Source organism: Pelagibacterium flavum (assembly GCF_025854335.1).
In the GTDB taxonomy this organism is placed as follows: domain Bacteria; phylum Pseudomonadota; class Alphaproteobacteria; order Rhizobiales; family Devosiaceae; genus Pelagibacterium; species Pelagibacterium flavum.
Window position 1 is genome coordinate 1,746,365 of sequence record NZ_CP107716.1, and the last position, 23,164, is coordinate 1,769,528.

The window sequence follows — 23,164 nt, forward strand, 5'->3', positions numbered from 1 at the left end:
CCCTCAATCTGCGCCCTTGGCCAATGTCCGGGGGGTGACGAGGCGTTTCTGGTAAAAAAACAGGCCGACCGCGACGGCGAGGCCGAACAGGTCGGTGTACCACGTGCCTTCGATCATCGAGAGCGCGGCGACAAGCAGGACGATGCGCAAGATGACGCCGATGGTGCCAAAATAGTACCCTTGCACCGCAGCCGAGAGCAGATACATGCCCAGCAACGCAGTTGCCACGACGCGAGCGATGTCGATCCATTCCCCCTGCATGAGCAGTTCATGGCTGTAAAAGAACATGAACGGCACGATAAAGGCAGCCAGCCCGATCTTGAACGCTTCCACCGAGGTCTTCATGGGATCGGAGCCCGATAGCCCCGCACCCGCATACGCGGCCAGTGCCACGGGTGGGGTGATCGCCGACATCACGGCGTAGTAGAAGACGAAGAAGTGGGCGACGAGGACCGGAATTCCAAGCTGGATGAGGCCCGGCGCAACCACGGCGGCGGCCACGGCGTAGGCGGCGGTGGTGGGCATGCCCATGCCGAGGATGATCGAGATGCACATGGCAAAGAACAGCGCGATCAGCTGGTTCTGTTCGGCGATGCCGAGCAGGAGCGAGGAGAAACGCGCCCCCACGCCAGTCAATGCAATCACGCCGACGATGATACCGGCGGCGGCACACACGGCGACGAGCTGGATGCTCATCTTGGCGCCCAATTCTAGCGCCTTGAGGACCGCGGTTGGCCCCATGCGATAGGGCGTGAGCCAGGAGACGACAGCTGCCGAGGCCATGGCCACAGTACCCGCGCGGATCACCGAATAGCCGGCGAACAGCGTATAGATCAGGATGATGATGGGCAGGAACAGAAAGGCCTGTTTGGCCAACACCTTGAACTTTGGCAGTTCGGACTTGGGCAGCCCTTTCATGCCCAGCTTTGTGGCCTGCAGATCGATCATGAAATAGACCGACACGAAATAGAGCAAGGCCGGGATGATCGCGGCGATGACGATCTCGGTGTAGGGAATGCCGGTCACTTCGGCCATGATGAAGGCGCCGGCGCCCATGATCGGGGGCAGGATCTGGCCGCCCGAGGAAGCCGTCGCTTCAATCGCCGCTGCGCTCTTTGCCGGATAGCCGACCTTTTTCATCAGCGGGATGGTGAGCGAACCGGTCGCCACGACGTTACCCGCCGAGGTGCCGTTGATCATGCCCATAAGACCGGATGCGAACACAGCCACTTTGGCCGGGCCGCCGCGCAGATTGCCCGCTGCAGCAAAGGCGAAGTTGACGAAATAATCGCCGACGCGGGAGGCCTGCAGAAAGGCGGCGAAGACGATGAACAGGATGATGTAGGTCGAAGAGACCGCGATCGGATCACCCAGAATGCCCTGGTCGGTGAAGATGTAGGTGAAGAACCGCTCGGCCGTGTAGCCGCGATGGGTCAGGAACCCGGGCAGCCAGGGGCCGACGAAGGAATAGGCGATGAAAACGCCCGCGATGATGACCAGAGCCAGTCCGGCTACCCGACGGGTCAACTCGAGGATCAGGATCACCCCGACGAGCGCCGCATAGAAATCGGCGGTCTGGGCCATGCCCGTGCCGGCGCGAAGGCGCAGGGCGCCGACGTTAAATATGATGTAGCCGAACATGGCGAGCGCGGCGATGCCCAGCAGCCAGTCGGCCGGATGAACACGCTCGCGGTTGCGGTCCGAAAACAACCAGCCCGCGGCGACGGAGGCAACCGTGCCGATCAGAAGCGGCAGGCCGTAGGAGCCGAACACGAAGGCGTCGGGCAGGGGCGCAAAACCGAACCACCGGCCCGCCCAGGCATAGGCGACCATGACGGCCCCATAGAGGGTGCCGGCCGCGGCGATGGCGATCAGTCCCCATTCGATGGGGCTGTGGCTGCGGGCCGTGATGGGCGCGTCGGGATTGAGGGTCAGGGCCGAATAGGTCAAAAAGCCGATGAACAGGCCGCCGGTCACGTGGACCATGCGGTAGGTCCATGGCTCAAGCGGCGAAATGTTCATCACATAGATATGAAAGACCGTATAGGCGATGGCCATCACCGTCACGGCCAGGCCGATCCTGCCCGCAAGGCTGCGCTGGTTGGTGGCGAGGGGCTCCTCGTCGGTCCCCTGTGCGATCATCGGACCGGCATCATTTTCCGGTACGGACTTGTCCTGAGACATTGAACTTTCCTCCCGCGGGCCGCTTAAGCCCCGGATAGCGCATAGCATGCGCTTCAATTGGCTTTCCTGCAAACAGGCGGATGGCGGTAAAGACCGTCATCCGCCCGATTGCCCTTCAGATGGTTGGCGTTAGCCGCGCAGATCGTCCGGAATTTCGATGCCGATTTCCTCGTAATACCGGACGGCGCCCGGATGGAACGGCATGAAGGTGTTCTTGTCGACGTTATCGGTTGTGGTTTCCGCGGCCGCCGAGTGGATTTGCACCATGCGCTCGGTGTTTTCCATCACCAGCTTGGTGATCTCGTATGCCAGGCTTTCGGGCATGGACTCGCTTGCGATGGCGAAGTTCCACATTGCAACGGTCGGGCTTTCTTCGGGGAAGCCCTCGTAGAGACCGCCCGGGGCATCAAACGCGGCCATTTCCGGCATCTGCGTCAGGATCTGACCCCGCTGTTCTTCGGTGAAGCCGAAGATGTTGACGTCGTTTTCTGCAGCGATCTGGGCGAAGGCGGCAATCGGCACGCCGGCAGCAAAGGCAAACGCGTCGATCAGGCCGTCCTTGAGCTGGCTGACCGCATCATTGGCGCCCGAATAGCTGATCTCGGGCGAGACGCCCAGGATCTCGAAATAGCGCGGCCAGTAGGTGGCTGCAGTGCCGCCAGCCGGGCCGACTGAAACGCGCTTGCCGTCGAAATCGGCTACCGATTCAATGCCCGAGGAGGCCAGCGTTACGACCTGGAAGGGCGTCTGATACATCGGGAACAGGGCGCGCAGGCTCTTGTGCTCGACGCCGGGAGCGAGTTCTGAAACGCCGGTCCAGGCTTCATAGGCCGGGCCCATGGTGACAAGACCCATGATGTGGTCGCCGGTCTCAATCAGTGTCGAGTTCTGAACCGGGCCGCCAGTCACTTCACCCGAAGCGTTGACGCCGAGTTCCTGAGTGATCAGACCGCCAAGGCCGGTACCGTAGATAAAGTATGTGCCGCCCTGGCTGGCAGTACCGATCGTCATGCTCGCGGGCCAATCGGACCGATCATCCTGAGCAATGGCCGGAGTGGCGGCGAGCAGGGTTGCTGCCGCAAGAGCGGCAAGAGTGGTAAAACGCATAGCGTTCCTCCCGTGGGGTTACCTCTTTGGGTTCATTCCTCACCGGGCGCGTAACGTCCTCCGCATCGCCCGGCGGTGAACCATGAGGGCCGCAACGGGTGCTCCTGCGCAAGCGGCCCCGGACGTGCTCGTCATACTTTTTTCATATTTTCGAAAGGGCGTGGGTGGAAACGGTAACATTGGGCCCGTCCGGTGTGTGGAATCCCCCACACGTCAGGACCGGTCAGTCAGCTTCGGCCTCGCTGGGCAGGTAGCGGCCGCGCTCCAACCCGTACTTCTGCATCTTTTCATAGAGCGATTTGCGCGACAGCCCGAGCGATTCATAGACCGGCTTGAGGCTTCCGGCGTGGGCGATCAGAGCGCTTTCTATGACGCCGCGCTCGAACTCGGCCACCCGGTCGGCCAGTCTCGAATCGCCTTCAGGCCCGTCATTGGCCGTTTCGACAAAAGGCAGACCCAGATCGAGGATGTAGCGATCGGCGGCGTTGCGCAGTTCGCGCACATTGCCGGGCCAATGGCGTTCGCTCAGCGCCGTCAGAACCTGCGGCGGTACCGTGGTCGGATCACGCCGGTAGCGCGCCGCCGCCTCGGTCAGAAGTTGCATGAAAAGCAGGGGAATATCCTCGCGCCGCTGAGAAAGCGGAGGGATTTCCAGAGTTATGACATTGAGCCGGTAAAGCAGATCGGACCGGAACGTGCCCTCCGCCACATTGGCTTCGAGCGGGGTTTTCGAGGTAGCTATGAACCGCACATCAAGCGGCAGGCCATCATTGGAGCCCAGCCGGGTTATCGTTCGCTCCTGGATGACCCGGAGCAGTTTGCCCTGCACGTCCATGGGCATCGAGCCGATTTCATCGAGCAGGATCGTGCCGCCCTGGGCCAATTCGAACTTGCCGAACCGGGCCCGCATGGCGCCCGGAAACGCCCCGATCTCATGGCCGAACAATTCGCTTTCGATGAGATTGGCCGGGAGCGCAGCGCAGTTGATTGCGACATAGGGCTTGCTCGATCGGTGGGACAGATCATGCAGCGCCCGGGCTGTCACTTCCTTGCCCGATCCGGTATCGCCGACGATCAGGACGTCAGTATCGGTCGGGCCGATGGTGCGCAGCTTGCGCCGCAGTTCCACCATGGCGTTGGATCTGCCCAGAAGCCGCTGTTCGAGATCGTCGCTCTGCCCGGCGGCAGCGCGCAGCACGCGGTTTTCCAGAACCAGCTTGCGGTACTCGAGGGCGCGCGCGGCGATTTCGGCCAGCTGGCTGGTGACGAACGGCTTTTCGATGAAATCATAGGCGCCTTCGCGCATGGCGCGGACCGCAAGTTGAACGTCGCCGTGACCCGTGATCAGAATGACCGGTATGTCGCGGTCGAGTTCGTGCAACCGGTTCATCAATGTCAGGCCATCAATGCCCGGCATGCGAATATCGGTAATCACGATGCCCTTGAAGCCGAAGCCGGCAAAATGGGTGGCCTGTTCAGCCGATGCGAAATCGATGACCTCGAAGCCCGCCAGCTCCAGTGCCTGGGCGGTCGAATGACGCAATTCGTTTTCGTCATCGACGAGGATGATCTTTTCCCCGCTCATTGCGCCGCTTCCGTTAGGGCCCGGGTTTGAGCGTACCGGAGTTCGATGGTGAACAGCGCACCGCCCTCGGGGTGGTTTTCGACGCGCAGCTCGCCGCCGAAATCCTTGATGATGTTATAGGAAATCGAAAGCCCAAGCCCCAGTCCCTTGCCAACCCCCTTGGTGGAAAAGAACGGATCGAAGATGCGTTGGGCCAGACCCGGAGCTATGCCGGGGCCGCGGTCGCGGATGGTGACAACGGCACGCTCCTCGGCGCGCCTTGCGACAAGATCGATGCGTCGGTCGGTTCCGGTTTCGGCGGCGTCGATGGCATTGGTGAGGATGTTGACCAGAACCTGCTGGAGGCGGATCGGACCCCCGATGATGGTGAGCGGGCCATCTTCGATGTCGATGAACAGTTCCACACCAGCCGATTTCAAGCGCCAGTCGATCAATTCGACCGTGTCGCCGATCACCAGATCGAGCGGTACGTTTGTGAGCTTCTGGTTCGGCTTGCGCGCGAAATTGCGCAGATGGCGCGAAATGGAATTCATGCGGTCGATCAGCCCGGAAATGCGCCCGACATTGGCGCGCGCATCCTCGATTCTGCCCCGGTCGATCAGTACGAGCGCGTTATCGGCGTAGTTGCGGGCGGCCGAGAGCGGCTGGTTGAATTCGTGCGAAAGCGCGGCGGACATCTGGCCTAGCGCCGCTAGCTTTCCAGCCTGGACGAGATCGGACTGGGTCTTGCGCAGCATTTGTTCGGTCACCCGGCGCTCGGCCACTTCCTCTTCGAGCTTGATATTGACGCTGGCGAGTTCGGCTGTGCGCTCTACGACGCGGCGCTCGAGCATTTCCTTTGCCTCGCGCTGAAGGTGCATGCGCTCACGCAGACGGGCGCGCCGCTGGGCATAGATCGTACCGGCCAACGTGCCCAGCGCAATTGCGAGCAAGGCGATTATGGTGGCGGTGAGCGCCTGGGCGCGGGCCGAGGCGGTGTCGAGCATGACGCTGACCGTCCAATTGGCCTCGGGCATGGATTCGGACACCACGAGATATTCGCTGGCCGTCTCCTCGCGCTCGATACTGATCAGCCGATGGCTTTCATCGCCGGTTTCGCGGAACGGCAATTCGGCCAGTTCGGCATTGGCATAGCGCCGCGTTTCATCGGTCCGGGCCAGCCGCTCGGGGGTGAGCGGCAGCATGGAATTGTAAAGCAGGTCGGCCCGGCTCGACATGAATATAATGCCTTCGGGGTCGGTCACGACGATGAGGTAGTCGCCGCCGCGCCAGGTCTCCTCAATGGAATCGACGTCGACCTTGACCGCCACGACGCCCCTGAACTCCCCATCGACCAGAACCGGCGCGCCGAAATAATAGCCCCGCTTGAACGATGTGGTGCCAAGGCCAAAGAATCGACCCTCTCCGCCGTCGATAGCGTCGTAGAAATAGGGGCGATACTGGAAGTTTTCGCCGACGAAGGGCGCTTCGCTGTCGTAATTCGAGGCGACGATTGTCGTGCCATCCTCTCCCATCACGTAGATGTCGGACGATTCGAACTGGGTGTTGATCTGTTTGAGATAGGCGTTGACGTCCGCAACCAGGTCCTGATTGCCAGGATCGGCGACTACCGCCTTGATGTCATCAAAATCGGCAATAACCCTGGGCAGACTCTCGTAACGCTCCATGTGCCCGCGCAAAACGGCCACGGCGAGACGCAGTGTATTATTGCCGCGCGCGTGGGCTTCGTCAAAATAGAGCCGGTTGGCGTAGCCGCTGCCCCACAAGGCGACCGCCGCCATGGCAAGCACGGCAAAACCTGCCGCAGCGATCCAGCGGCGGGGCAGGGGCCGATGAAGCGGCGCACTTATGGTTTGAGCAAGGGTCATGGCGCCATAGTAATGGCGGCATGAAGTTTTCGAAACAATTTCTTGGGTCGGGGGTTCTCCCCACTCGGTTTATGACTGGAAGGGTTGAGCTTATGGCGCTTGGACGATGGACGCGAAGGATTGCGGCTGGGCTGCTGCTCGGAACGACGGCCACCCCGCTTGCCGCTCAAACGCCGGAGCCGCCGATCTGGGTCGTCGAGGACGAGAATTCGACCATCTACATGATCGGCACCGTCCACATGATGCGCGACGGGGTGGATTGGGAAAGCCCCCAACTGGCCGAAATCCTCGAAAAGGCCGACAGCGTCTGGCTCGAACTCGACAGTTTCGAGCCGCCGGCCGATCTGTCTGGGCTGATCATGACGTCCGGCATGTCGCCCGATCGCCCGTTGTCTTCATTGCTCAATGAAGAGGAGATGGCGGGACTTCAGATCATTCTGGACGAGCACGGAGTTCCGCTCGAAAGCTTCGATGGATTGCGTCCCTGGTATGCCTATCTGCAGATTTCCGCGCTGATGCTGGTCGAGGCAGGGTTTGACCCCGCAGGTGGCATCGACATGCACATCAAGGCCCGCGCCGACGAATTGGGCACGCCCGTGGAGGGGTTCGAAACGTTCGAAGACCAGTTCGAAACCCTGTCGGGCATGGATGAGGCGGTGCAACTGGATGTGCTGCGTCAGACCATCATCGAATACGAGGATGCCAAGACCGAACTCGTCGGTGAACTCGAGAGCTGGATCGATGGCGACCTCTCAACACTCGAGAGGGAGACTGCGGAAATCGCCGAAGAACTCGAAGGGTTCTATGACGTGCTGTTCGTTGAGCGCAATCACGGCTTTGTCGATGGGATCGAGGACATCCTCGCCGGCGAGGGTACCACGCTGGTCGCCGTCGGGCTGGGCCATTACGTGGGCCCGGATTCCATTCCGGAAATACTGGAAGAGCGGGGCTATACCGTCGAGCGGCGCTAGCTGAGCGCCGCAGCGGCCTCATCGACGATTTCGTCGATCGACAATGCGACATCGATTGTTATGCCGCGCTCTTGCGGTCCGAACTGCTCGAGGGTCGCAAATTGGCTGTCGAGCAGGGCAGGTGGCATGAAATGGCCGGGACGATTGGCCTGGCGTTGGGCAATGACCGATTTGTCTCCGTGCAGCAGCACGAAGGCGATGGGCTCTTCGGCGCGGTTCCTGAGGCAATCGCGATAGGACCGACGCAGGGCTGAGCAGGCGCACACGACGCGACCATTGGTGTCGGCGGTGTTGCGCATTGCATCTGCGACGATCTCCAGCCAGGGCCAGCGATCGGTATCCTCGAGCGGGCGGCCGCCTCGCATCTTTTCGACGTTGGCCCGCGGATGGAGGTTGTCGGCGTCGATGAAGGGCACTTCCAGCCGTTTGGCCAATTCCTCTCCGATTGTCGATTTTCCGGCGCCCGATACACCCATGACGATTATGAGACGGGGCTGGGCGGGGGAAGAAGACGACATGGGCATCCGGATGCTGCTGGCTCGAGATTTCTTACCTGCCACGACCGCGCCCGCGCTGCAATCGGTTGCAGTCGATTGATGCATCGGGGTGACAGCAAGGGGGAGCGATGCATTTCGGCATGCCGGCACAACTTGCCCCCGCCCGCGTCGAGGGCTAGAGACAATGACTATAGAACTAAAGTTGAGAGGCTTTGTGCATGGAAGAGGCAGATATCGGCCTGATCGGGCTCGGGGTGATGGGCGAAAATCTCGCCCTCAATATTGCCGATAACGGCTACAAGGTGGCCGTTTACAACCGCACTGCGGACAAGGTGGATGCGTTTCTGGCCAATGCCGGAGATCTCAAATCCAACGTGATGGGCAGCGGCGAGCTCGCGACATTCATTTCCATGCTCAAGCGGCCGCGTTCGGTCATCATCATGGTCAAGGCCGGCGATCCGGTCGATCAGGTGATTGCTGAACTCAAGCCACTGCTTGAAGAGGGCGATGTCATCATCGACGCCGGCAACGCCAATTACCATGACACCGTACGCCGCTTTTCGGAACTCGATGGCACGGGCATCGGCTTTCTGGGCATCGGGGTGTCGGGCGGCGAAGAGGGTGCGCGCCATGGCCCATCGATCATGGTCGGCGGCTCGGAAGCCCAGTGGAAAAACGCCGAGGCGGTACTGACCGCCATTTCGGCCAAATTCAACGGCGAAGCGTGCTGTGCCTATCTGGGCACCGGCGGCGCCGGCCATTTCGTCAAGACCATCCATAACGGTATCGAATATGCCGATATGCAGATGATCGCCGAGATCTACGGCATCATGCGCGACGGGCTGGGCATGAGCCCGGAGGACTGTGCCAAGGTGTTCAAGGAGTGGGACAAGGGGCCGCTCGACAGCTACCTGATCGAAATCACCGGCCATGTGCTTGACGCCGTGGACGATGAGTCCGGCAAGCCACTGGTCGAAGTGATCCTTGATGCTGCCGGCCAGAAAGGCACGGGCCGCTGGTCGGCCATCGAAGCACTCAATCTGGGCGTTTCGGCCACGACCATCGAGGGCGCGGTTGCCGCGCGGTCGATTTCGGCCATGAAGGGCGAGCGGGTCCGGGGCGAGGAAATCTACGGCGCCGGGGTAAAAGGCAACGCGACCATTTCGCTCGAGGCGCTGGAAAAGGCGCTGCTGGCCGGCAAGATCGCTGCGTATGCGCAGGGCTTTGCCGTCATGGCCAAGGCGTCAGAGGAAAATGGCTGGAACCTGCCGCTGGCGACCATTGCCAAGATCTGGCGGGCCGGCTGCATCATCCGTTCGCGGTTCCTCGATCAGATTTCCCAGGCCTTCGACAGCGGCGGGGCGGCCAATCTTTTGACCCAGCCGGCCTTCATCGACATGATGAAGGACAGCAACGGCGCGCTCCGTGCGGTGGTCGCCACCTGCGCAATCAACGAATTGCCCGCGCCGTGCCTCTCATCGGCTCTGGCCTATTTCGATGCCTATCGGCAGGCGAGGGGAACGACCAACCTTACCCAGGGCCAGCGCGACTTCTTCGGGGCGCACGGGTTCAAGCGCTTGGACAAGGATGGTGACTTCCACCACACCTGGCCGAGCCTGATCGGCTAGAGCGTGTCCCGATAAGGTGGATTCCACTTTGTCGGTTCGGACACGCGACAAAAGGGACTAGTGAACGAAAGGTCGGGGGAAACCCCGGCCTTATTTGTTTGCAGGCCGTGCGCTGGTGGTTTCGCCGTTTTCGACCCCATTGCCGTTCTCGTCCTCGGGAAGCTCGGTCTCGGGCGGATTGACGGCCTGGCCGCTCGGTTGCGCATAGCGCGGCTTTTCGCGCGCTTCATCGTAGGGCCGGTGCGAAAGATCGTACCTGATGGCGGCGTAGATGAAGAGTGCCATGGCAGCGGCAATGATCAGCCCGGCCGCAAAAAACGGCGCACCGGGGAAGGTAATCGGGCGCAGATCATTGGTGGTAAAAAAGGAGAACATCTGGGTCGCAACAAGCGGCGCGATGATGGCGGTCAACGAATTTGAGGCATTGACCGCACCTTGAAGCTCGCCCTGTTGATTGGAGCGCGCATTGTTGGCCAGAAGCCCGGTCAGGGCAGGGGCCGCGATGCCCGAAAAGGCACCGATCACAAGAAATGTCCACAGGCCCAATTCCGTGTGGATCAACGAGACGCCGATAAAGGCGACCATTGCCAGCGTCAGTCCGATGAGCACCGTGGCCGTGACCCCGAGATAACGGGTGGAAAATCCGACCAGAAGCGCCTGGCTCAGCGCGAACAGGATGCCGAATATGGCCAGCGAGCGCCCGACCTGGGATGGTCCCCAGTCGAATTGCTCGATGGTGAAGAAGTTCCAGACGTTGGGATAGGTCTGTCCGGCCAGTGAAAACAGGAACACGCAGCCGAGCAGGACGAAGATCACCGGCGTATGCCGGAACGCCCAGAGCGCGCCAAAGGGATTGGCCCGCTTCCAGTTAAAACGGCGGCGCCGGAATTTCGACAGGCTCTCGGGCAGGACAAAAAACCCGAACACCACGTTGGCGGCAGCCAGCGCCGAGGCGAGATAGAATGGCGCACGGGGGCCGAATTCGCCCAACTCGCCGCCGATCACCGGACCGACGATGAAGCCCAACCCGAAGGCCGCCCCTATCAGCCCGAAGCGCTGGGAGCGCTTTTCCTTGGGCGTAATATCGGCGACATAGGCGGTTGCTGTGCCCATCGCCGCGCCGCAGATGCCCGAGAGCACGCGGCCGACGAACAGCCAGACGAGCGTGGGCGCCCAGGCCATAATGAGATAATCGAGCGACAGGCCAACCAGCGAGAGGAGCAGGATGGGCCGACGTCCCCATCTGTCGGACAGATTGCCCAGAATTGGGGAAAAGATGAACTGCATCGACGCATAAACAAAGATCAGGTAGCCGCCGATCTTGGCTGCATCCGTTATCGCTTCATGCGAAAGCTCAACGATCAGCCCTGGAAGCACCGGCAGTATGATGCCCAGTCCCACGATGTCGAGAAACACCGTGAGAAGGATGAATAGAAGTGTCAGCCTGGACTGGGGATTAACGCGCATGGATTTTGCTGCGGCCTTTGGACAAGCATTCAGTTGGCATATAGGCGGGGGGAAAGGCAAGAACCAACGGGGCGGTTCCGGATCCTCCCATCAACTCTTTTCCGATTGGATGGCATCATACCCGTAAAGCCAGTCCAAACGCTTGAAATGTCCCTCGGGCCCTTCGCTTCTGATGACCGCGTTACGGGCCAGCGAGAAGGGAAAGCCCATATGAAAGATTTTCCCGTTGCTGGCGGAAACCTCCTGCACCCGCTTCACCCGATCCTGACGGAGCGTTGCAAAGCGGGAAAAGGCGTGTTCGGCGCTCGGCGAGGCGGCAAGCAGGGGCGCAAGAACCGCGGCATCCTCGATGCCCATCGCTGCGCCCTGCGCCTGGAACGGCAGCATGGCATGAGCGGCATCGCCGATCAGCCCGATGGGACCCTTGTGCCAGACGGGCGTTTCCACACTCGATAGGACCCATGGCGTCCAGCCCTCGCCCACTGATTCCAGAATATGGGCCAACCTGCTGTCTTTGCGCGGGTTTACCCGCGGCGCGCGTTGGTCGAGAACAGAAAGGTCTCGCTCATCTTCCTGCGTGAACAGGGCCAGATTGACCGCGTTGCGGTGCGGCAGGGGATAGACCACGAGATGAAAATGGGGATTGAGCAGCAAGCTGGTGCGGCCAAGGTCGAGCACGCCGGACAACGCTTCGGGCGCGACCAGTGCCCGCCACGCAACCTTGCCGGTATATCGGGCATCCGGCCCGCCAAGGTAGCGCGTTCTGGTGACCGAGCGCACCCCATCGGCGCCAACGAAGGCGAAGGGTTTTGCCTTGCGTTGTTTCCCATCCGGCTCCTGCGCGCTGACGGTCAGGCCACCGCCCGAGCCATCCAGGGTGAAATCGGCGACGGAAAACACGATGTCGATATTGGCGAACCGTCTTGCGGCGCCATGGAGCACGTCGAGCAGATCGGCCCTGTGCATCACCGCATAGGGCGCGCCGAAGCGCTTTTCGATGGCCTTGCCCAGCGTCAGGGTCTGAAGCGGCTTTTCCCGTCCATCGGGAAAGATTTCGATGCCCTTGGGGGTGAAGCTCTTTTGGGCTATCGCTTCGGAAAGCCCCAGATTGTCGAGCACTTTCCGGGCGTTGGCGCTGATCTGAAGCCCGGCGCCGAATTCGGAAGCCGAGTCATTGCGCTCGAGCACCACCACATGCAGGCCGAATTTGGCCAGTGCAAGCGCAAGGGTCAGTCCGGCAATGCCTGCACCGGCGATGTAGATTGTGCGAGGGGCGCCCACGGTGCCAGACGCGCGTCAGGCGTGTTCAACCTCGAACACCGCGCTGGGCGGGTTGGCCGCGCCATGGGGAAGGGCGGGGCTGAAGACGTAGAGCGTCGAGCAATAGGGGCAGACGATCTCGGTGTCGTGACCCATATCGAGGAAGACATGGGGGTGGTCAAAAGGCGGCTTCGCGCCGACGCACTGGAATTCCTTGGCGCCGATCTCAATGCGGGCCAATCCTTCGGAATTGTGGAAGTGAGGGGTTCCGTGCTGTGCCATGAAAGCGACCATCCGGCTGAGCTTGTTTGAATTGGCGCGGACCATACCGATTTGGGCCGGTCATGGCCAGAGGCATGTTGGCGCGGTTGGCGGGCTTTGCGTGGCTTGCTAAAGGTTAAGAAAATCGACGAGTCGAAAGAATCCCTTATGCCGGTTTTCCAATCTGAAGGTTTCACTCTTGCCTATGATGTTCATGGCGAGGGCAAGCCCGTTGTGGCCGTCCATGGCTTTGCCTCGAATGGAAACGTCAACTGGGTGGCAACCGGTTGGGTCGATGAACTGACCAAGGCGGGTTATCAGGTCATCACCCTGGACAATCGCGGCCACGGCGCGTCGGAAAAGATCTATGACCCCTCGGTCTATGGCGCCGCCGACATGGCGCGGGATGTGGCCAATCTCATCGATCATCTGGAGTTCGAGAAGGCCGCGCTCATCGGCTATTCCATGGGCGCGCGGATCAGCGCATTTGTGTGCATCCGGAACCGCGAAAAGGTCGCCTGCGCGATTTTCGGAGGCCTTGGCGGCAACATGGTGCGACCCATGCTCGACAGCGACGAGATCATTGCCGGGCTCAACGCGCCGACGCTGGCCGAAGTGACCCATAAGACCGGGCGGCAATTTCGCATTTTTGCAGAACACACAAAAAGCGACCTGAAGGCGCTTTCGGCCTGCATGGCGGGTTCGCGCACGCGGATATCCGAAGAGCAGATCCGGCAGATCGCGGTGCCTGTTCTCGTTGCCGTGGGCAGCGAGGACGAGGTGGGCGGCGATCCGGAAATGCTTGCCGGATTGATGCCGCATGGGGAGGCGCTGACCATCGAACGCCGCGACCACATGCGGGCAACGGGGGACCCGCAGTTCAAGCGTGGCGCGCTGGAATTTCTGGCGCGGGTTTATCCGGCATAAGGCAAAAGTGAACCAATTTGCCTCGGAAGCCTTTGTTTGAGACAATGGGTTCGCCTATATGTGGCAATCTGAAAAAATCGCAGAGTGCGGAGAAAGTCATGTCCTCGAGCGCCAAGAAGCCCGGCAACATCAAGGCCGTCGATCCCATATGGGATGCGATGACGGCTGAGGCCGAGCGTATCTGCGCTGACGAACCCTTCCTTACGCAACTGGCAATTTCGAGCGTTCTCAACCATTCGAGCTTCGAATCGGCGCTGGCCCATCGGCTGGCGGCACGGCTCGATCACTCGGACGTTCCGGCCGATTTGGTCCGGCAGGCGTTCGACGAAATGCTTGAGGATCATCCCGAGATCACCGCTTCGGCGCGTGCCGATCTGGCGGCGACCATGGAGCGAGACCCGGCCTGCCATCGGGTGATCGAACCCTTTTTGTTCTTCAAGGGCTTTCAGGCCATCCAGACGCATCGCTTTGCGCATGCGCTTTGGGGTGCGGGGCGGCGTGACTTCGCGCTTTATCTCCAGAGCCGGTCCAGCCAGGTGTTCCAGACCGATATCAATCCTGCGGCACGGATCGGCAAGGGAATCATGCTCGATCACGCGACGGGGTTTGTCGTGGGCGAGACCGCAGTGATCGGCGATCACGTGTCGATCCTGCATTCGGTGACGCTTGGCGGTACCGGCAAGGCCGATCAGGACCGCCATCCCAAGATCGGCAACGGCGTTCTGATCGGGGCAGGGGCCAAGATTTTGGGCAATATCAAGGTGGGCGATTGCTCGCGCGTCGCTGCCGGATCCGTCGTACTCAAGGAAGTGCCCCCACGCACTACGGTTGCCGGTGTTCCCGCCAAGGTGGTGGGCGAAGCCGGGTGCAACCAGCCGGCGACTGTCATGGACCAGATCGTCATGGTATCGCGCGACTGATAGCGGGCGCAGCGGGGGAAAAATCATCCCCGTTCTTGCGTTCCGGGCCGCAATGGCTAAAGTCGCGCCGACCTCGAAATGATTGTAATCGATAGCGTTCCCGGCGGCGGGCACTGGTTTCGCCGAGCGATAGCGCACAACGGAGATTTTTTGTGAAGCACGAAGAAATCATCAAACTGCAGAAGTATCTGCAACACAAGTTCGGCAACCGCTCCATCGATGTTCGCCCCCGCCCCAAGCAGGACGACTCGGTCGAACTGTATCTGGGCGATGAGTTTATCGGGCTGATCTATCTCGACGAGGATGAAGGCGAGCGCTCCTATATGGTGCAGATTTCCATTCTCGATATCGATCTCGACGAAGTCAGCTAATACGCTGAGAACACATGTGGAATTTTGGAAAGGCTCTCCACTTGGGGAGCCTTTTTGCTTTTCGGCCGTTAGCTGTGCATGCTTTCCCGATGGGGGATTGTTTGTGGGCTAAGAGAGGGAGGCTCCCATGGAAGCCTGGGCCGAACGGTTGGGTCTGAGGACAGACCCGACCATCTTTTTCGTTTCGGCGGGACTTACCGTCGTGTTTGTACTGCTGCTGGTCGTCGTTCCCGAACCGATCGGCGGCTTCTTTGAAGTGACCCGCGCCTGGATCGTCACCAATCTGGGTTGGTTTTTCATCATCGGCGTCAATGCCTGGCTGGGCTTTCTGATCTGGGCTGCCGTCAGCCGGCACGGCCATATCAAGCTCGGGCCCCGCGACAGTACCCCTGATTATTCCAATCTTTCCTGGTTCACCATGCTGTTTGCCGGCGGCATCGGCACTGTGCTGATGTTCTGGGGTGTGGCCGAGCCGATCAGCCACTTTTCCAGCCCGCCGCTGGCGGGCGTAGAGCCGTTCACCGAACAGGCCGCCAAGGACGCCATCTCGATATCGATCTATCATCTGGGGCTGCACACCTGGACGATCTTTACTCTGCCGGGGCTGGCGTTCGGCTATTTCATCAATCGCTATAACCTTCCGGTGCGGGTCAGCTCGGTATTTTATCCTCTGCTCAAGGAGGGCATTCATGGCCCCATAGGCAAGGCAATCGACATCGCGTCGATTCTGGGCACTCTGTTTGGCGTGGCGGTCTCGCTTGGCCTTGGCGCCTCTCAGATCTCGGCCGGAATCTCCGCGTTGACCGGCCTTGCGGACGATGTGCCGCTCACGGTGGGGATACTTGCCGTGTTGACCGCCGTCGCTGTCGTTTCCATCGTTGCCGGTCTCGACAAGGGGGTGAAATTTCTCTCCAACCTCAACATCGGCATGGCTGTCGGTCTTATGGTCTTTGTGTTGGTGACCGGCTCAACCCTGTTTTTGTTGCGGGCAATCGTTGAGACCTTCGGGCTCTATTTTTACAATCTGCCCAGGCTGGCCTTCTGGAACGACATGCTGGCCAACATCAACCCCACCAACGATCCATGGGGCTGGCAGGGGGATTGGACAGTCTTTTATTGGGCATGGACGGTAACCTGGTCGCCGTTCATCGGCCTGTTCGTGGCCCGGATTTCCCGCGGGCGCACGATCCGGGAATTCGTGTTCGGTGTCCTTTTGGCGCCGTCTCTGTTTACCCTGATCTGGTTCGCAATCTTTGGCTGGCAGGCGATGGAAATCGATGGCATCGGGTTGGCCCTGCGCGACCAGATGGGGCCGGCGGCTGGTCAGCTGAGCCAGGCGGTCAGCGACTCGGTGCCGCTCGCCATGTTCGCCTTCTTTGAGAGCTTTCCATTGGCCACCCTCGTTCAGGGCATCGCCATAGTTGTGGTGGCCATCTTTTTTGCCACGTCTTCGGATTCCGCCTCGCTTGTGGTCGATATGCTGTGCACCGGCGAAGCCGAACCCGGTCCGGTACGCCAGCGCGTGTTCTGGGGCGTGGCAGAGGGCATGGTGGCCGTCATGCTCATCATTCTGGCAGGCGATCTGGGGCTGACGGCCCTGCAACAGGTGATCACCGTGGTGGGGCTGCCGATTTTCTGTCTGGTGTTCATGATGATCCCGTCGATCATCATGGGTTTCCAGATCGAGGACATCGATCACGTCACCATTGGCCGGCGCCCCAAGCTCGATCAGTTCTAGGGACCGGCTATTTGCGAAGCGGCGCCAGCGCCGCTTCGATTTCCGCGTCAAAGCGGCGCCAATTGTCCAGGACGGCCGGGTCAAACGTGACGATTGCCGTATTGCGATCAGTAAGCGCCAGCACGCGCAGGCACGTCCTGTCGCCCGGTGTCATCGCAACCGGCGTCATGCATTTGGCGACGAACGGATTGGCGTGCAGCGGGTCGTACCAGACCGTTTCGCCGGCGGTGCCAGCGCCCGGTTCAAGCGGTTTGCCCACCAGGCCCGGAACACCTGAAAGCTGAGCCGGGGCAAATTGGTGCAGGTAGACGCTATCGAGCAGGGCGGCGCTGGTGCGGGTCCGTCCGCGCGGCATGATGGTGATGGCAACCTCGCTTAGTTTTCCACCTGCACCCAGTGGCAGGGCCAGGGTGAAATCCATCCGATCGGCAAAGCCGTCCCGGTGCTGGATCGGGTCTGCCAGCAAAGCGGCGGGCATAACATAGCGCTGCGCACCGATCGTGATGATGTGGCTGGCCGAGAGTTCGGCGGGCGTTGCCTCGCCCGCCATCGAGTTGATCCAACCGCGTATGCCGTAGGCAGCGCCCAGTGCGGCCATTGCCACGATGAGGCTGATGGCGATCGCCGTATAGAGCGCCGAGCCCGCAGAACGGACGGGAGGGGCGATTTGGCGGGTGTCTGACAGGCTGTTCACATTAACCATAGATGCGCGTGAGCGATGACAACGAGTTTGGGGGTGCTTATGCTTAATAAATCGTAAACTTGGCTGTCTGCGCCGTGCGGCGTTGGAGGAAAGCGTGACACATCTGATTCTGGCGCTGTTTCTGATCGCTGTCGGGATGAGCGTGGCCGGTACCGGCACGCATCTCTATCAGCAGATTGCCCGCAAGGTGGCCGAGTTCCGCGTCGAGGGCGCCAACGCGCTCGAGAGCCTCGTCAATCTGTTTGTGATGTTTATCTGCGGTCCCTACATGATGCTGCGCCTTGGTTTGCGCGCCGATGCGGGTGGGAGGGCCTCCACCGTCAACGTGCTGCTGGCTGCAGTCATCGCGTTCGGCTGGAGCTTTGTGACCGGCATGATGGTCGTGGGCACCTACATTTCGGTTCTCAAGGTCGCCGCCTGACGCATCTTTCGAGATCGGGTGACGCCGAAACAGAAAAAATGCCGGCATTCGGGGTGGAATGCCGGCTCAGTAAACACTCCTGTCGGGGAGTGAGGAGGGGTGCCCCGGTGCCGGGGCAAATCTTCAGTAACCGGCAGTTGCCGTCACGATCTCGTCTCGACCGTCAACAATATCGACCCACTGGCCGGAATGGGCCTGGGACTGGCGCTTGAGGTAGGTGTAGGGCGTGTCGGTCCAGAGCTTGATGAGCCCTTCCTGGTTGTCGAGCACAAGATCGCCCCGGTCGGTGCGAACCATCAGCACGGCATGGCCTTCGCCGTCGGGTTGCTTGACCACCGAGATCAGCAGATTTGCCGGGTTCCAGCCGCCCTCGATCAGCGCGGCGCGCTTGGCGAGGACGAAATCCTCGCAGTCGCCATAACCCGACGTGGGGTAGGTCCAGAATTCTTCGGTGCCGTACAGGTCGTAGTCACTGACGGCGGTAATCGTTGTGTTGTAGTGATTGTTGACGTCCTGCAACTGGCGCCACAGATCGTCGTTGAGCGCGGTCGGCGCCGTCGCAGCCAGAGGCTGACACTCATAGGGGCGCTTCTGGCAGAACTCCATGTGCCCGATTGGAATGGACGTTACGTCAGCCGAAACCTCGGCATAGGCGAGTTCAAGACGTCCGTCCTGCCCGCTCGCCGGTGCGACAGCTCCGGCAGAGGCGATGAGGGCAACAAGGCCCGATATAAGGATCGATTTGTTTTTCATTATCGTAGTCTCCCCGACGAAGACCACGATAGAGGGCGGCAATTGCCCCGATTGAAAAATTGCCGCGCAGTTTTTAAGCGTGTTTTATGCTCTGGATTTACAGCCTGTTAGTCATGGCTGCCGGCCTAGAGCATGCCGAGAAACTGCTTGAGTTCGGGTGTTTTCGGGGCTGAAAACACATCGTTGGGCGGTCCCATTTCGTGAACCAACCCTTGATGCATGAACACGACCCTGTCGCACACGTCGCGCGCAAAGCGCATTTCGTGGGTGACCATGACCAGCGTCATGCCCTCCGCCGCAAGCTCCTTGACCACGGCGAGCACCTCATTGACCAGTTCTGGGTCGAGGGCTGAGGTGATTTCGTCGCACAACAACCCCAGCGGCTGCATGGCCAACGCACGGGCAATCGCCACGCGCTGTTGCTGACCGCCCGAGAGTTCGTCGGGATAGGCGTCGTATTTGTGCAAAAGCCCGACCCGGTCGAGCATTTGGCGTGCCACCTCTTCTGCTTCGGCCTTGGGCGTTTTTTTGACCACCGTCTGGCTCAGCACGACATTGCGGCCGGCGGTCAGGTGCGGGAACAGGTTGAAGGACTGGAAGATCATGCCGATCTTGAGCCGCAGCGCCTTGAGCGCGGCCTCGCCGGGCAGGAGTTGCTCGCCACCCACCGTGATCGCGCCGTCATTGATCTGCTCAAGCCCGTTGATGCACCGCAGCAGCGTCGATTTGCCGGACCCTGACTTGCCGATGATGGCGACCACTTCGCCGCGTTCAATGTCGAGGCTTATGCCCTTGAGGACCTCGTTGTCGCCAAAGCGCTTTTTCACGTCAGTGATGGTTATGAGCGACATTGAGCTTCCTTTCGAGGATCTGGCTGGATTTCGAGAGCGGCCAGCACAGCGCAAAATAGATCAGCGCAACCAGCCCATAGACCAGGAAGGGCTGGAAGGTTGCGTTGGTTACGGCGGTTCCGGCCTTGGTCAATTCGACAAAACCGATGATGGATGTAAGCGCGGTGCCTTTGACGACCTGGACGGAAAAGCCAACGGTCGGCGGAATGGCGATCCGGGTGGCCTGGGGCAGGATGACATGGCGCAATTGTTCGATCCGGCCCATGCCCAGACTGGCAGATGCTTCCCACTGCCCTTTTGCGATGGCTTCGACACAGCCGCGCCATATCTCGGCCAGAAACGATGCAGTCCACAGAACCAGCGCGACGCCGGCGGCGGCCCAGGCAGGGATCGTATAGCCCAGCAGGGCCAGGCCGAAAAACGCCAGAAACAGCTGCATCAGCAGGGGCGTGCCCTGGAACAGCTCGATATATCCGCGCGCCAGGGTCGAGACGGCCTTGTTGGCGCTGATGCGCATGAACATCACGAGCAGGCCTACAATGCCCCCGCCAATAAACGAGACCAGCGAGAGCAGAATCGTCCAGCGCGCGGCCAGAAGCAGGTTGCGCAATATGTCCCATAAAGTGAACTCGATCATCGCACGGCCTTTCGTTTGGGAAACAGGGCCATGCCCACGCCCGAGAGGATCTGCCGCAAAACGATGGACAGCATCAGATAGATGAGGGTTGAAACGATATAGGTCTCGAACGCCCGGAAATTGCGCGACTGGATGAAATTGGCGGCGTAGCTGAGATCTTCTGCCGCGATCTGGGAAACCACTGCCGAGCCGAGCATCACGATGACGATCTGGGAGGACAGGGCGGGCCAAATCCTTTGTAGCGCGGGGATCAGGATGACATGAATGAAGGTCTGGATCGGTGTCATCGCCAGACTGGCACCGGCCTCGAACTGGCCTCTGGGGGTGGCCTGTATTCCCGCGCGAATGATTTCGCAGCTATAGGCGCCCAGATTGACGACCATGGCCAGCGTCGCCGCCTGCAGGGCGTCCATCTGTACGCCCAGCGAGGGCAGGCCATAGAAGATGAAAAAGAGCTGTATCATGAAGGGCGTGTTGCGGATCAACTCCACGTAACCCACCACGAAGGGGCGCGCCCAAAGCGGCCCCAAAGCCCGCGTCCAGGCGCAAAGCACCCCCAAAAGACACCCCAGAACCGCACCGACCACGGTCAGATAGGCGGTAATCCCGACACCCTCGAGAAGTGCGGGCCAGTACTGTGGCAGCCACGCGAAATTGAGCTGGTAGCCCATGTCGTTCCCTCGAACCTTTAAAAGCAGTAGCGCCGCCTTGCCCTCAATCCCTCCCCAAAAAAGGGGAGGGAGACCATGCGTGGCATGGTGGGGCAACTGGCTGGTATCAGAGGTCCGCGGGCAGGGGTTGGCCCAACCATTTCTGCGCGATCGCTTCGAGCGAGCCATCGGCCTTGGCGTCGGCGATGATCGTGTTGACCGCGGCGAGCAGTTCGGGCTCTTCCTTGTTCAGCCCGATATAGCAGGGTGAATTCTGAACGAGGAATTTCAGCTCGGGCCGTATCGGCGGGTTGCGCTCGAGAATGGCGGCCGCGACCACGTTGCCCGTGGCAATCAGGTCCACCTGCGAGGAGAGGAAAGCCGAAATCGTGCCGTTATTGTCCTCGTAACGGCTGATCGAAACGTCGCTGCCCACAAGCTCGGTCAGCGTCAGATCCTCGACCGCGCCGCGAGTCACACCGATGGTGTAGCCGGAAAGATCCTCGACCGATGAAACATTTATGGAGTCGGGGCCGAACACGCCGTTGAAGAACGGCGCATAGGCATCGGTGAAATCGATGACCGCCTCGCGCTCGGGATTTTTGCCGAGGCTGGAGATCACGAGATCGACCATGCCGGTCTGGAGATAGGGAATGCGGTTCGCGCTGGTTACCGGCACGAGCTCGACCGAGACGCCGAGCTTGTCGGCGATCAGCTTGGCCAAGTCGATGTCGTAGCCCACCGATTCAAGATCGAGTCCTACACTGCCGAAAGGCGGAAAATCCTGCGGTACGGCGACCTTGAGTGTTCCGGATTCCATGATATCGGCCAGCGCATCGGCGTGGGCCGGTGCCGCAAAACCGAGCATGGCGAGTGTCGCTGCGATCGCGAGAAAAGAACGGCGTTCCATTTGTTACCCCTTGTGTGTGTCGTTCGACGGGCAAGGGGAATGCAATTGGCATGCCAGCCGCAAACCGGCTGCGGCTGGCGCAAATCGGTGTTGAGCTGCAAAGATTTGCCTATGAATTAGGCGGATTTTGAATTTTGAACAATCCGTGCGCTATTCAGCGTCGTGCGTAAAAGGCGTTGCCGCCGGCCACCAGCACGTAGTGCATGTTGCGATAGGGGAAGCTCAAGCCGGCGGTATGGAAGTACATCGCGTCCTGCACGCCGGGGTGGCGCTCGCCGCGCAGCACACGGCTCGCCATCTGCGCCGCGAGGTTGAGGCTGCGTTGTTCGGTCATCTGCCGCGACAGCACACCATCGGCAAACTGGTTCTTCTGGCCGACCACGCCGCAGACATCGCTGGGGAATTGGTGGGAATTGACGCGGTTCATCACCACCGTGCCCACGGCCAGCATGCCGTCCGGGCTCGAGCGATTGGACTCGAAATACATGACGCGGGTCATGCATTCGTGCGGGGTTTTCGATCCGAACAATCCGAACAGCGAGACGCAGCCGGAAAGAGAGGTGAGGGCGGCAAGGCTGACGGCAATCGCCGCAACCTTTTTTACGATACGCATGACTTCAGACCATCCAGAGTACGCGGGTGGTTACGCTTTCCGACCCCGCCCCCCAACGACCGGTCTCGCGCATATCGATGAATTTTAGGGCAGGCGGGTTAAGGATCGGTTCACTACGAAAATTTCGGGATTGGCAGTCAGGCCGGACGGCCGCAACCCCTGTGCCCAACGCGCCGGTCAGTTGATCCGCAGGTTCTGCTGCACCACGGTGAGCATTTCCTGCACCGAGGCGAATTCCACGGCGATGCCGTCGGAGAAATGCCGCACGACGCGGGCCCGCATGCGGCCCAGCGAGATCGGTGTCCCGAGTGCGGGGCGAACCTCGATTTCTACGGCGGCGCCTGAGAGCGAGATATCGGTAATCTTGCAATTGTAGCGCCGCCCATCCTCGAGAACGATCGAGGAATGGCGGATATCGGGCACCACACGCTCGTGGCGCCGGTCTTCTGGCAGGTTCAGGATGTCCTTGTTGGCCAGCCAGGTCAGTTGGGCCGCCATCTTGTCGCGCCGTCTGGCGGAGGCGACGATATCCATGTGAAAGCCGCCATCGATAAGCGCGAAGATCGTGCCCTCGACGCGACCGAGATGATCGAGATAGATGATGACTTTTTCGCCGACCCTTCCGGAAACCGGGGCAATGACCATTGCGTCGCCAGGCGACATTTCAATGGCCTGGCAGGGAAACTCGCGGCGGTCGGCCAGCATGTACCGACCGAGCACCGAGACCTGAACCCGTTGGAAGCGGTCAGCATCCTCGCGGGGGAGAGCGTCAGCCAGCGTCGTCCGAAGCGTTGTGTCTTCGCTGATCATGTTGCGCGCCGCCCTGTTGTCCGTCGGTTTTC

22 protein-coding genes and 1 pseudogene are annotated in these 23,164 nt (G+C 60.7%); 7 read left to right on the forward strand and 16 right to left on the reverse strand.

The window, feature by feature from the left end; translation table 11 throughout:
• Nucleotides 1-3: 3 nt before the first annotated feature.
• The 4 genes from OF122_RS08695 to OF122_RS08710 all read right to left on the reverse strand — a co-directional run bounded on the left by OF122_RS08695 (nucleotide 4) and on the right by OF122_RS08710 (nucleotide 6,744).
• Nucleotides 4-2,184 (reverse strand): TRAP transporter permease, encoded by a 2,181-nt coding sequence (locus tag OF122_RS08695; RefSeq protein ID WP_264227378.1) that lies wholly within the window; start codon nucleotides 2,182-2,184, stop codon nucleotides 4-6.
• 129 nt (nucleotides 2,185-2,313) lie between these two features.
• Nucleotides 2,314-3,291, reverse strand: a complete 978-nt coding sequence (locus OF122_RS08700) for a TAXI family TRAP transporter solute-binding subunit (RefSeq protein WP_264227379.1) — start codon at nucleotides 3,289-3,291, stop codon at nucleotides 2,314-2,316.
• A gap of 223 nt (nucleotides 3,292-3,514) precedes the next feature.
• The gene (locus tag OF122_RS08705) at nucleotides 3,515-4,876 is read right to left on the reverse strand and encodes a sigma-54-dependent transcriptional regulator (RefSeq protein ID WP_264227380.1); all 1,362 of its coding nucleotides are present in this window, start codon (nucleotides 4,874-4,876) and stop codon (nucleotides 3,515-3,517) included.
• The gene (locus OF122_RS08710) at nucleotides 4,873-6,744 is read right to left on the reverse strand and encodes a sensor histidine kinase (protein WP_264227381.1); all 1,872 of its coding nucleotides are present in this window, start codon (nucleotides 6,742-6,744) and stop codon (nucleotides 4,873-4,875) included. Before OF122_RS08710 ends, OF122_RS08705 begins: the two co-directional genes overlap by 4 nt.
• Nucleotides 6,745-6,836: 92 nt before the next feature.
• Here OF122_RS08710 and OF122_RS08715 point away from each other — a divergent pair, with 92 nt between their 5' ends.
• Nucleotides 6,837-7,715, forward strand: coding sequence for a TraB/GumN family protein (locus OF122_RS08715; protein ID WP_264227382.1), 879 nt, complete (start codon nucleotides 6,837-6,839; stop codon nucleotides 7,713-7,715).
• On the opposite strand, the gene OF122_RS08720 is transcribed toward OF122_RS08715, so the two are convergent.
• Nucleotides 7,712-8,233 carry a gluconokinase gene (locus OF122_RS08720; RefSeq protein WP_264227383.1) on the reverse strand — a complete coding sequence of 174 codons (522 nt, stop codon included), beginning with the start codon at nucleotides 8,231-8,233 and terminating at the stop codon, nucleotides 7,712-7,714. The genes OF122_RS08715 and OF122_RS08720 overlap by 4 nt on opposite strands.
• 197 nt (nucleotides 8,234-8,430) lie before the next feature.
• Between OF122_RS08720 and gndA the strand changes: the two genes are divergently transcribed.
• Nucleotides 8,431-9,840: an NADP-dependent phosphogluconate dehydrogenase gene (gndA, locus tag OF122_RS08725; RefSeq protein ID WP_264227384.1), complete on the forward strand. Its 1,410-nt coding sequence runs from the start codon at nucleotides 8,431-8,433 to the stop codon at nucleotides 9,838-9,840.
• Nucleotides 9,841-9,930: 90 nt separating this feature from the next.
• Here the strand turns inward: gndA and OF122_RS08730 are convergent, their stop codons facing one another.
• The 3 genes from OF122_RS08730 to OF122_RS08740 form a co-directional block, all read right to left on the reverse strand.
• The gene (locus tag OF122_RS08730) at nucleotides 9,931-11,307 is read right to left on the reverse strand and encodes a TCR/Tet family MFS transporter (protein WP_264227385.1); all 1,377 of its coding nucleotides are present in this window, start codon (nucleotides 11,305-11,307) and stop codon (nucleotides 9,931-9,933) included.
• A 90-nt stretch (nucleotides 11,308-11,397) separates the two neighbouring features.
• On the reverse strand, nucleotides 11,398-12,588 hold the full coding sequence (locus OF122_RS08735) for an FAD-dependent monooxygenase (protein ID WP_264227386.1): 1,191 nt from the start codon (nucleotides 12,586-12,588) through the stop codon (nucleotides 11,398-11,400).
• Nucleotides 12,589-12,603: 15 nt separating this feature from the next.
• The gene (locus OF122_RS08740) at nucleotides 12,604-12,849 is read right to left on the reverse strand and encodes a zinc-finger domain-containing protein (RefSeq protein ID WP_014130943.1); all 246 of its coding nucleotides are present in this window, start codon (nucleotides 12,847-12,849) and stop codon (nucleotides 12,604-12,606) included.
• 147 nt (nucleotides 12,850-12,996) lie between these two features.
• On the opposite strand from OF122_RS08740, the gene OF122_RS08745 reads away from it, so the two are divergent.
• The 4 genes from OF122_RS08745 (at nucleotide 12,997) to OF122_RS08760 (ending at nucleotide 16,784) form a co-directional block, all read left to right on the forward strand.
• Nucleotides 12,997-13,755 carry an alpha/beta fold hydrolase gene (locus OF122_RS08745; protein ID WP_264227387.1) on the forward strand — a complete coding sequence of 253 codons (759 nt, stop codon included), beginning with the start codon at nucleotides 12,997-12,999 and terminating at the stop codon, nucleotides 13,753-13,755.
• Nucleotides 13,756-13,853: 98 nt separating this feature from the next.
• Nucleotides 13,854-14,675 carry a serine O-acetyltransferase gene (gene cysE, locus OF122_RS08750; protein ID WP_264227388.1) on the forward strand — a complete coding sequence of 274 codons (822 nt, stop codon included), beginning with the start codon at nucleotides 13,854-13,856 and terminating at the stop codon, nucleotides 14,673-14,675.
• 152 nt (nucleotides 14,676-14,827) lie between these two features.
• Nucleotides 14,828-15,046 (forward strand): DUF3126 family protein, encoded by a 219-nt coding sequence (locus OF122_RS08755; protein WP_014130940.1) that lies wholly within the window; start codon nucleotides 14,828-14,830, stop codon nucleotides 15,044-15,046.
• Between the two features lie 127 nt (nucleotides 15,047-15,173).
• Nucleotides 15,174-16,784: a BCCT family transporter gene (locus OF122_RS08760; protein ID WP_264227389.1), complete on the forward strand. Its 1,611-nt coding sequence runs from the start codon at nucleotides 15,174-15,176 to the stop codon at nucleotides 16,782-16,784.
• A 7-nt stretch (nucleotides 16,785-16,791) separates the two neighbouring features.
• Here OF122_RS08760 and OF122_RS08765 read toward each other — a convergent pair whose 3' ends face one another.
• Nucleotides 16,792-17,487: a hypothetical protein gene (locus OF122_RS08765; protein WP_264227390.1), complete on the reverse strand. Its 696-nt coding sequence runs from the start codon at nucleotides 17,485-17,487 to the stop codon at nucleotides 16,792-16,794.
• A 94-nt stretch (nucleotides 17,488-17,581) separates the two neighbouring features.
• Between OF122_RS08765 and OF122_RS08770 the strand changes: the two genes are divergently transcribed.
• A complete protein-coding gene (locus tag OF122_RS08770) occupies nucleotides 17,582-17,908 on the forward strand; it encodes a DUF6949 family protein (RefSeq protein WP_264227391.1) in 327 nt (108 codons plus the stop codon).
• A 123-nt stretch (nucleotides 17,909-18,031) separates the two neighbouring features.
• Here OF122_RS08770 and OF122_RS08775 read toward each other — a convergent pair whose 3' ends face one another.
• The 7 genes and pseudogenes from OF122_RS08775 to OF122_RS08805 all read right to left on the reverse strand — a co-directional run bounded on the left by OF122_RS08775 (nucleotide 18,032) and on the right by OF122_RS08805 (nucleotide 23,132).
• Nucleotides 18,032-18,661, reverse strand: coding sequence for a transglutaminase-like cysteine peptidase (locus OF122_RS08775; protein WP_264227392.1), 630 nt, complete (start codon nucleotides 18,659-18,661; stop codon nucleotides 18,032-18,034).
• 125 nt (nucleotides 18,662-18,786) lie between these two features.
• Nucleotides 18,787-19,512, reverse strand: a complete 726-nt coding sequence (locus tag OF122_RS08780; RefSeq protein ID WP_264227393.1) for an amino acid ABC transporter ATP-binding protein — start codon at nucleotides 19,510-19,512, stop codon at nucleotides 18,787-18,789.
• Entirely contained in the window at nucleotides 19,490-20,149 is a 660-nt protein-coding gene (locus OF122_RS08785) for an amino acid ABC transporter permease (RefSeq protein WP_264227394.1), read from the reverse strand. Before OF122_RS08785 ends, OF122_RS08780 begins: the two co-directional genes overlap by 23 nt.
• Nucleotides 20,146-20,820, reverse strand: a complete 675-nt coding sequence (locus OF122_RS08790) for an amino acid ABC transporter permease (RefSeq protein WP_264227395.1) — start codon at nucleotides 20,818-20,820, stop codon at nucleotides 20,146-20,148. The genes OF122_RS08785 and OF122_RS08790 overlap by 4 nt, the downstream gene beginning before the upstream one ends.
• Before the next feature lie 106 nt (nucleotides 20,821-20,926).
• Entirely contained in the window at nucleotides 20,927-21,709 is a 783-nt protein-coding gene (locus OF122_RS08795; protein WP_264227396.1) for a transporter substrate-binding domain-containing protein, read from the reverse strand.
• Nucleotides 21,710-21,866: 157 nt separating this feature from the next.
• Nucleotides 21,867-22,214 (reverse strand): annotated as a pseudogene (locus tag OF122_RS08800) (cell wall hydrolase); the annotation flags it as partial.
• Nucleotides 22,215-22,499: 285 nt separating this feature from the next.
• A complete protein-coding gene (locus OF122_RS08805) occupies nucleotides 22,500-23,132 on the reverse strand; it encodes a PilZ domain-containing protein (RefSeq protein ID WP_264227398.1) in 633 nt (210 codons plus the stop codon).
• Nucleotides 23,133-23,164: the final 32 nt, after the last annotated feature.

Coding starts and splice junctions, on each gene's coding strand:
- OF122_RS08785 (WP_264227394.1), bottom strand. CDS start 20,149: ATGATCGAGTTCACTTTATGGGACATATTGCGCAACCTGCTTCTGGCC.
- OF122_RS08730 (WP_264227385.1), bottom strand. CDS start 11,307: ATGCGCGTTAATCCCCAGTCCAGGCTGACACTTCTATTCATCCTTCTC.
- OF122_RS08805 (WP_264227398.1), bottom strand. CDS start 23,132: ATGATCAGCGAAGACACAACGCTTCGGACGACGCTGGCTGACGCTCTC.
- OF122_RS08740 (WP_014130943.1), bottom strand. CDS start 12,849: ATGGCACAGCACGGAACCCCTCACTTCCACAATTCCGAAGGATTGGCC.
- OF122_RS08705 (WP_264227380.1), bottom strand. CDS start 4,876: ATGAGCGGGGAAAAGATCATCCTCGTCGATGACGAAAACGAATTGCGT.
- gndA (WP_264227384.1), top strand. CDS start 8,431: ATGGAAGAGGCAGATATCGGCCTGATCGGGCTCGGGGTGATGGGCGAA.
- OF122_RS08795 (WP_264227396.1), bottom strand. CDS start 21,709: ATGGAACGCCGTTCTTTTCTCGCGATCGCAGCGACACTCGCCATGCTC.
- OF122_RS08780 (WP_264227393.1), bottom strand. CDS start 19,512: ATGTCGCTCATAACCATCACTGACGTGAAAAAGCGCTTTGGCGACAAC.
- OF122_RS08775 (WP_264227392.1), bottom strand. CDS start 18,661: ATGAAAAACAAATCGATCCTTATATCGGGCCTTGTTGCCCTCATCGCC.
- OF122_RS08695 (WP_264227378.1), bottom strand. CDS start 2,184: ATGTCTCAGGACAAGTCCGTACCGGAAAATGATGCCGGTCCGATGATC.
- OF122_RS08720 (WP_264227383.1), bottom strand. CDS start 8,233: ATGTCGTCTTCTTCCCCCGCCCAGCCCCGTCTCATAATCGTCATGGGT.
- OF122_RS08745 (WP_264227387.1), top strand. CDS start 12,997: ATGCCGGTTTTCCAATCTGAAGGTTTCACTCTTGCCTATGATGTTCAT.
- cysE (WP_264227388.1), top strand. CDS start 13,854: ATGTCCTCGAGCGCCAAGAAGCCCGGCAACATCAAGGCCGTCGATCCC.
- OF122_RS08765 (WP_264227390.1), bottom strand. CDS start 17,487: ATGGTTAATGTGAACAGCCTGTCAGACACCCGCCAAATCGCCCCTCCC.
- OF122_RS08700 (WP_264227379.1), bottom strand. CDS start 3,291: ATGCGTTTTACCACTCTTGCCGCTCTTGCGGCAGCAACCCTGCTCGCC.
- OF122_RS08710 (WP_264227381.1), bottom strand. CDS start 6,744: ATGACCCTTGCTCAAACCATAAGTGCGCCGCTTCATCGGCCCCTGCCC.
- OF122_RS08790 (WP_264227395.1), bottom strand. CDS start 20,820: ATGGGCTACCAGCTCAATTTCGCGTGGCTGCCACAGTACTGGCCCGCA.
- OF122_RS08760 (WP_264227389.1), top strand. CDS start 15,174: ATGGAAGCCTGGGCCGAACGGTTGGGTCTGAGGACAGACCCGACCATC.
- OF122_RS08715 (WP_264227382.1), top strand. CDS start 6,837: ATGGCGCTTGGACGATGGACGCGAAGGATTGCGGCTGGGCTGCTGCTC.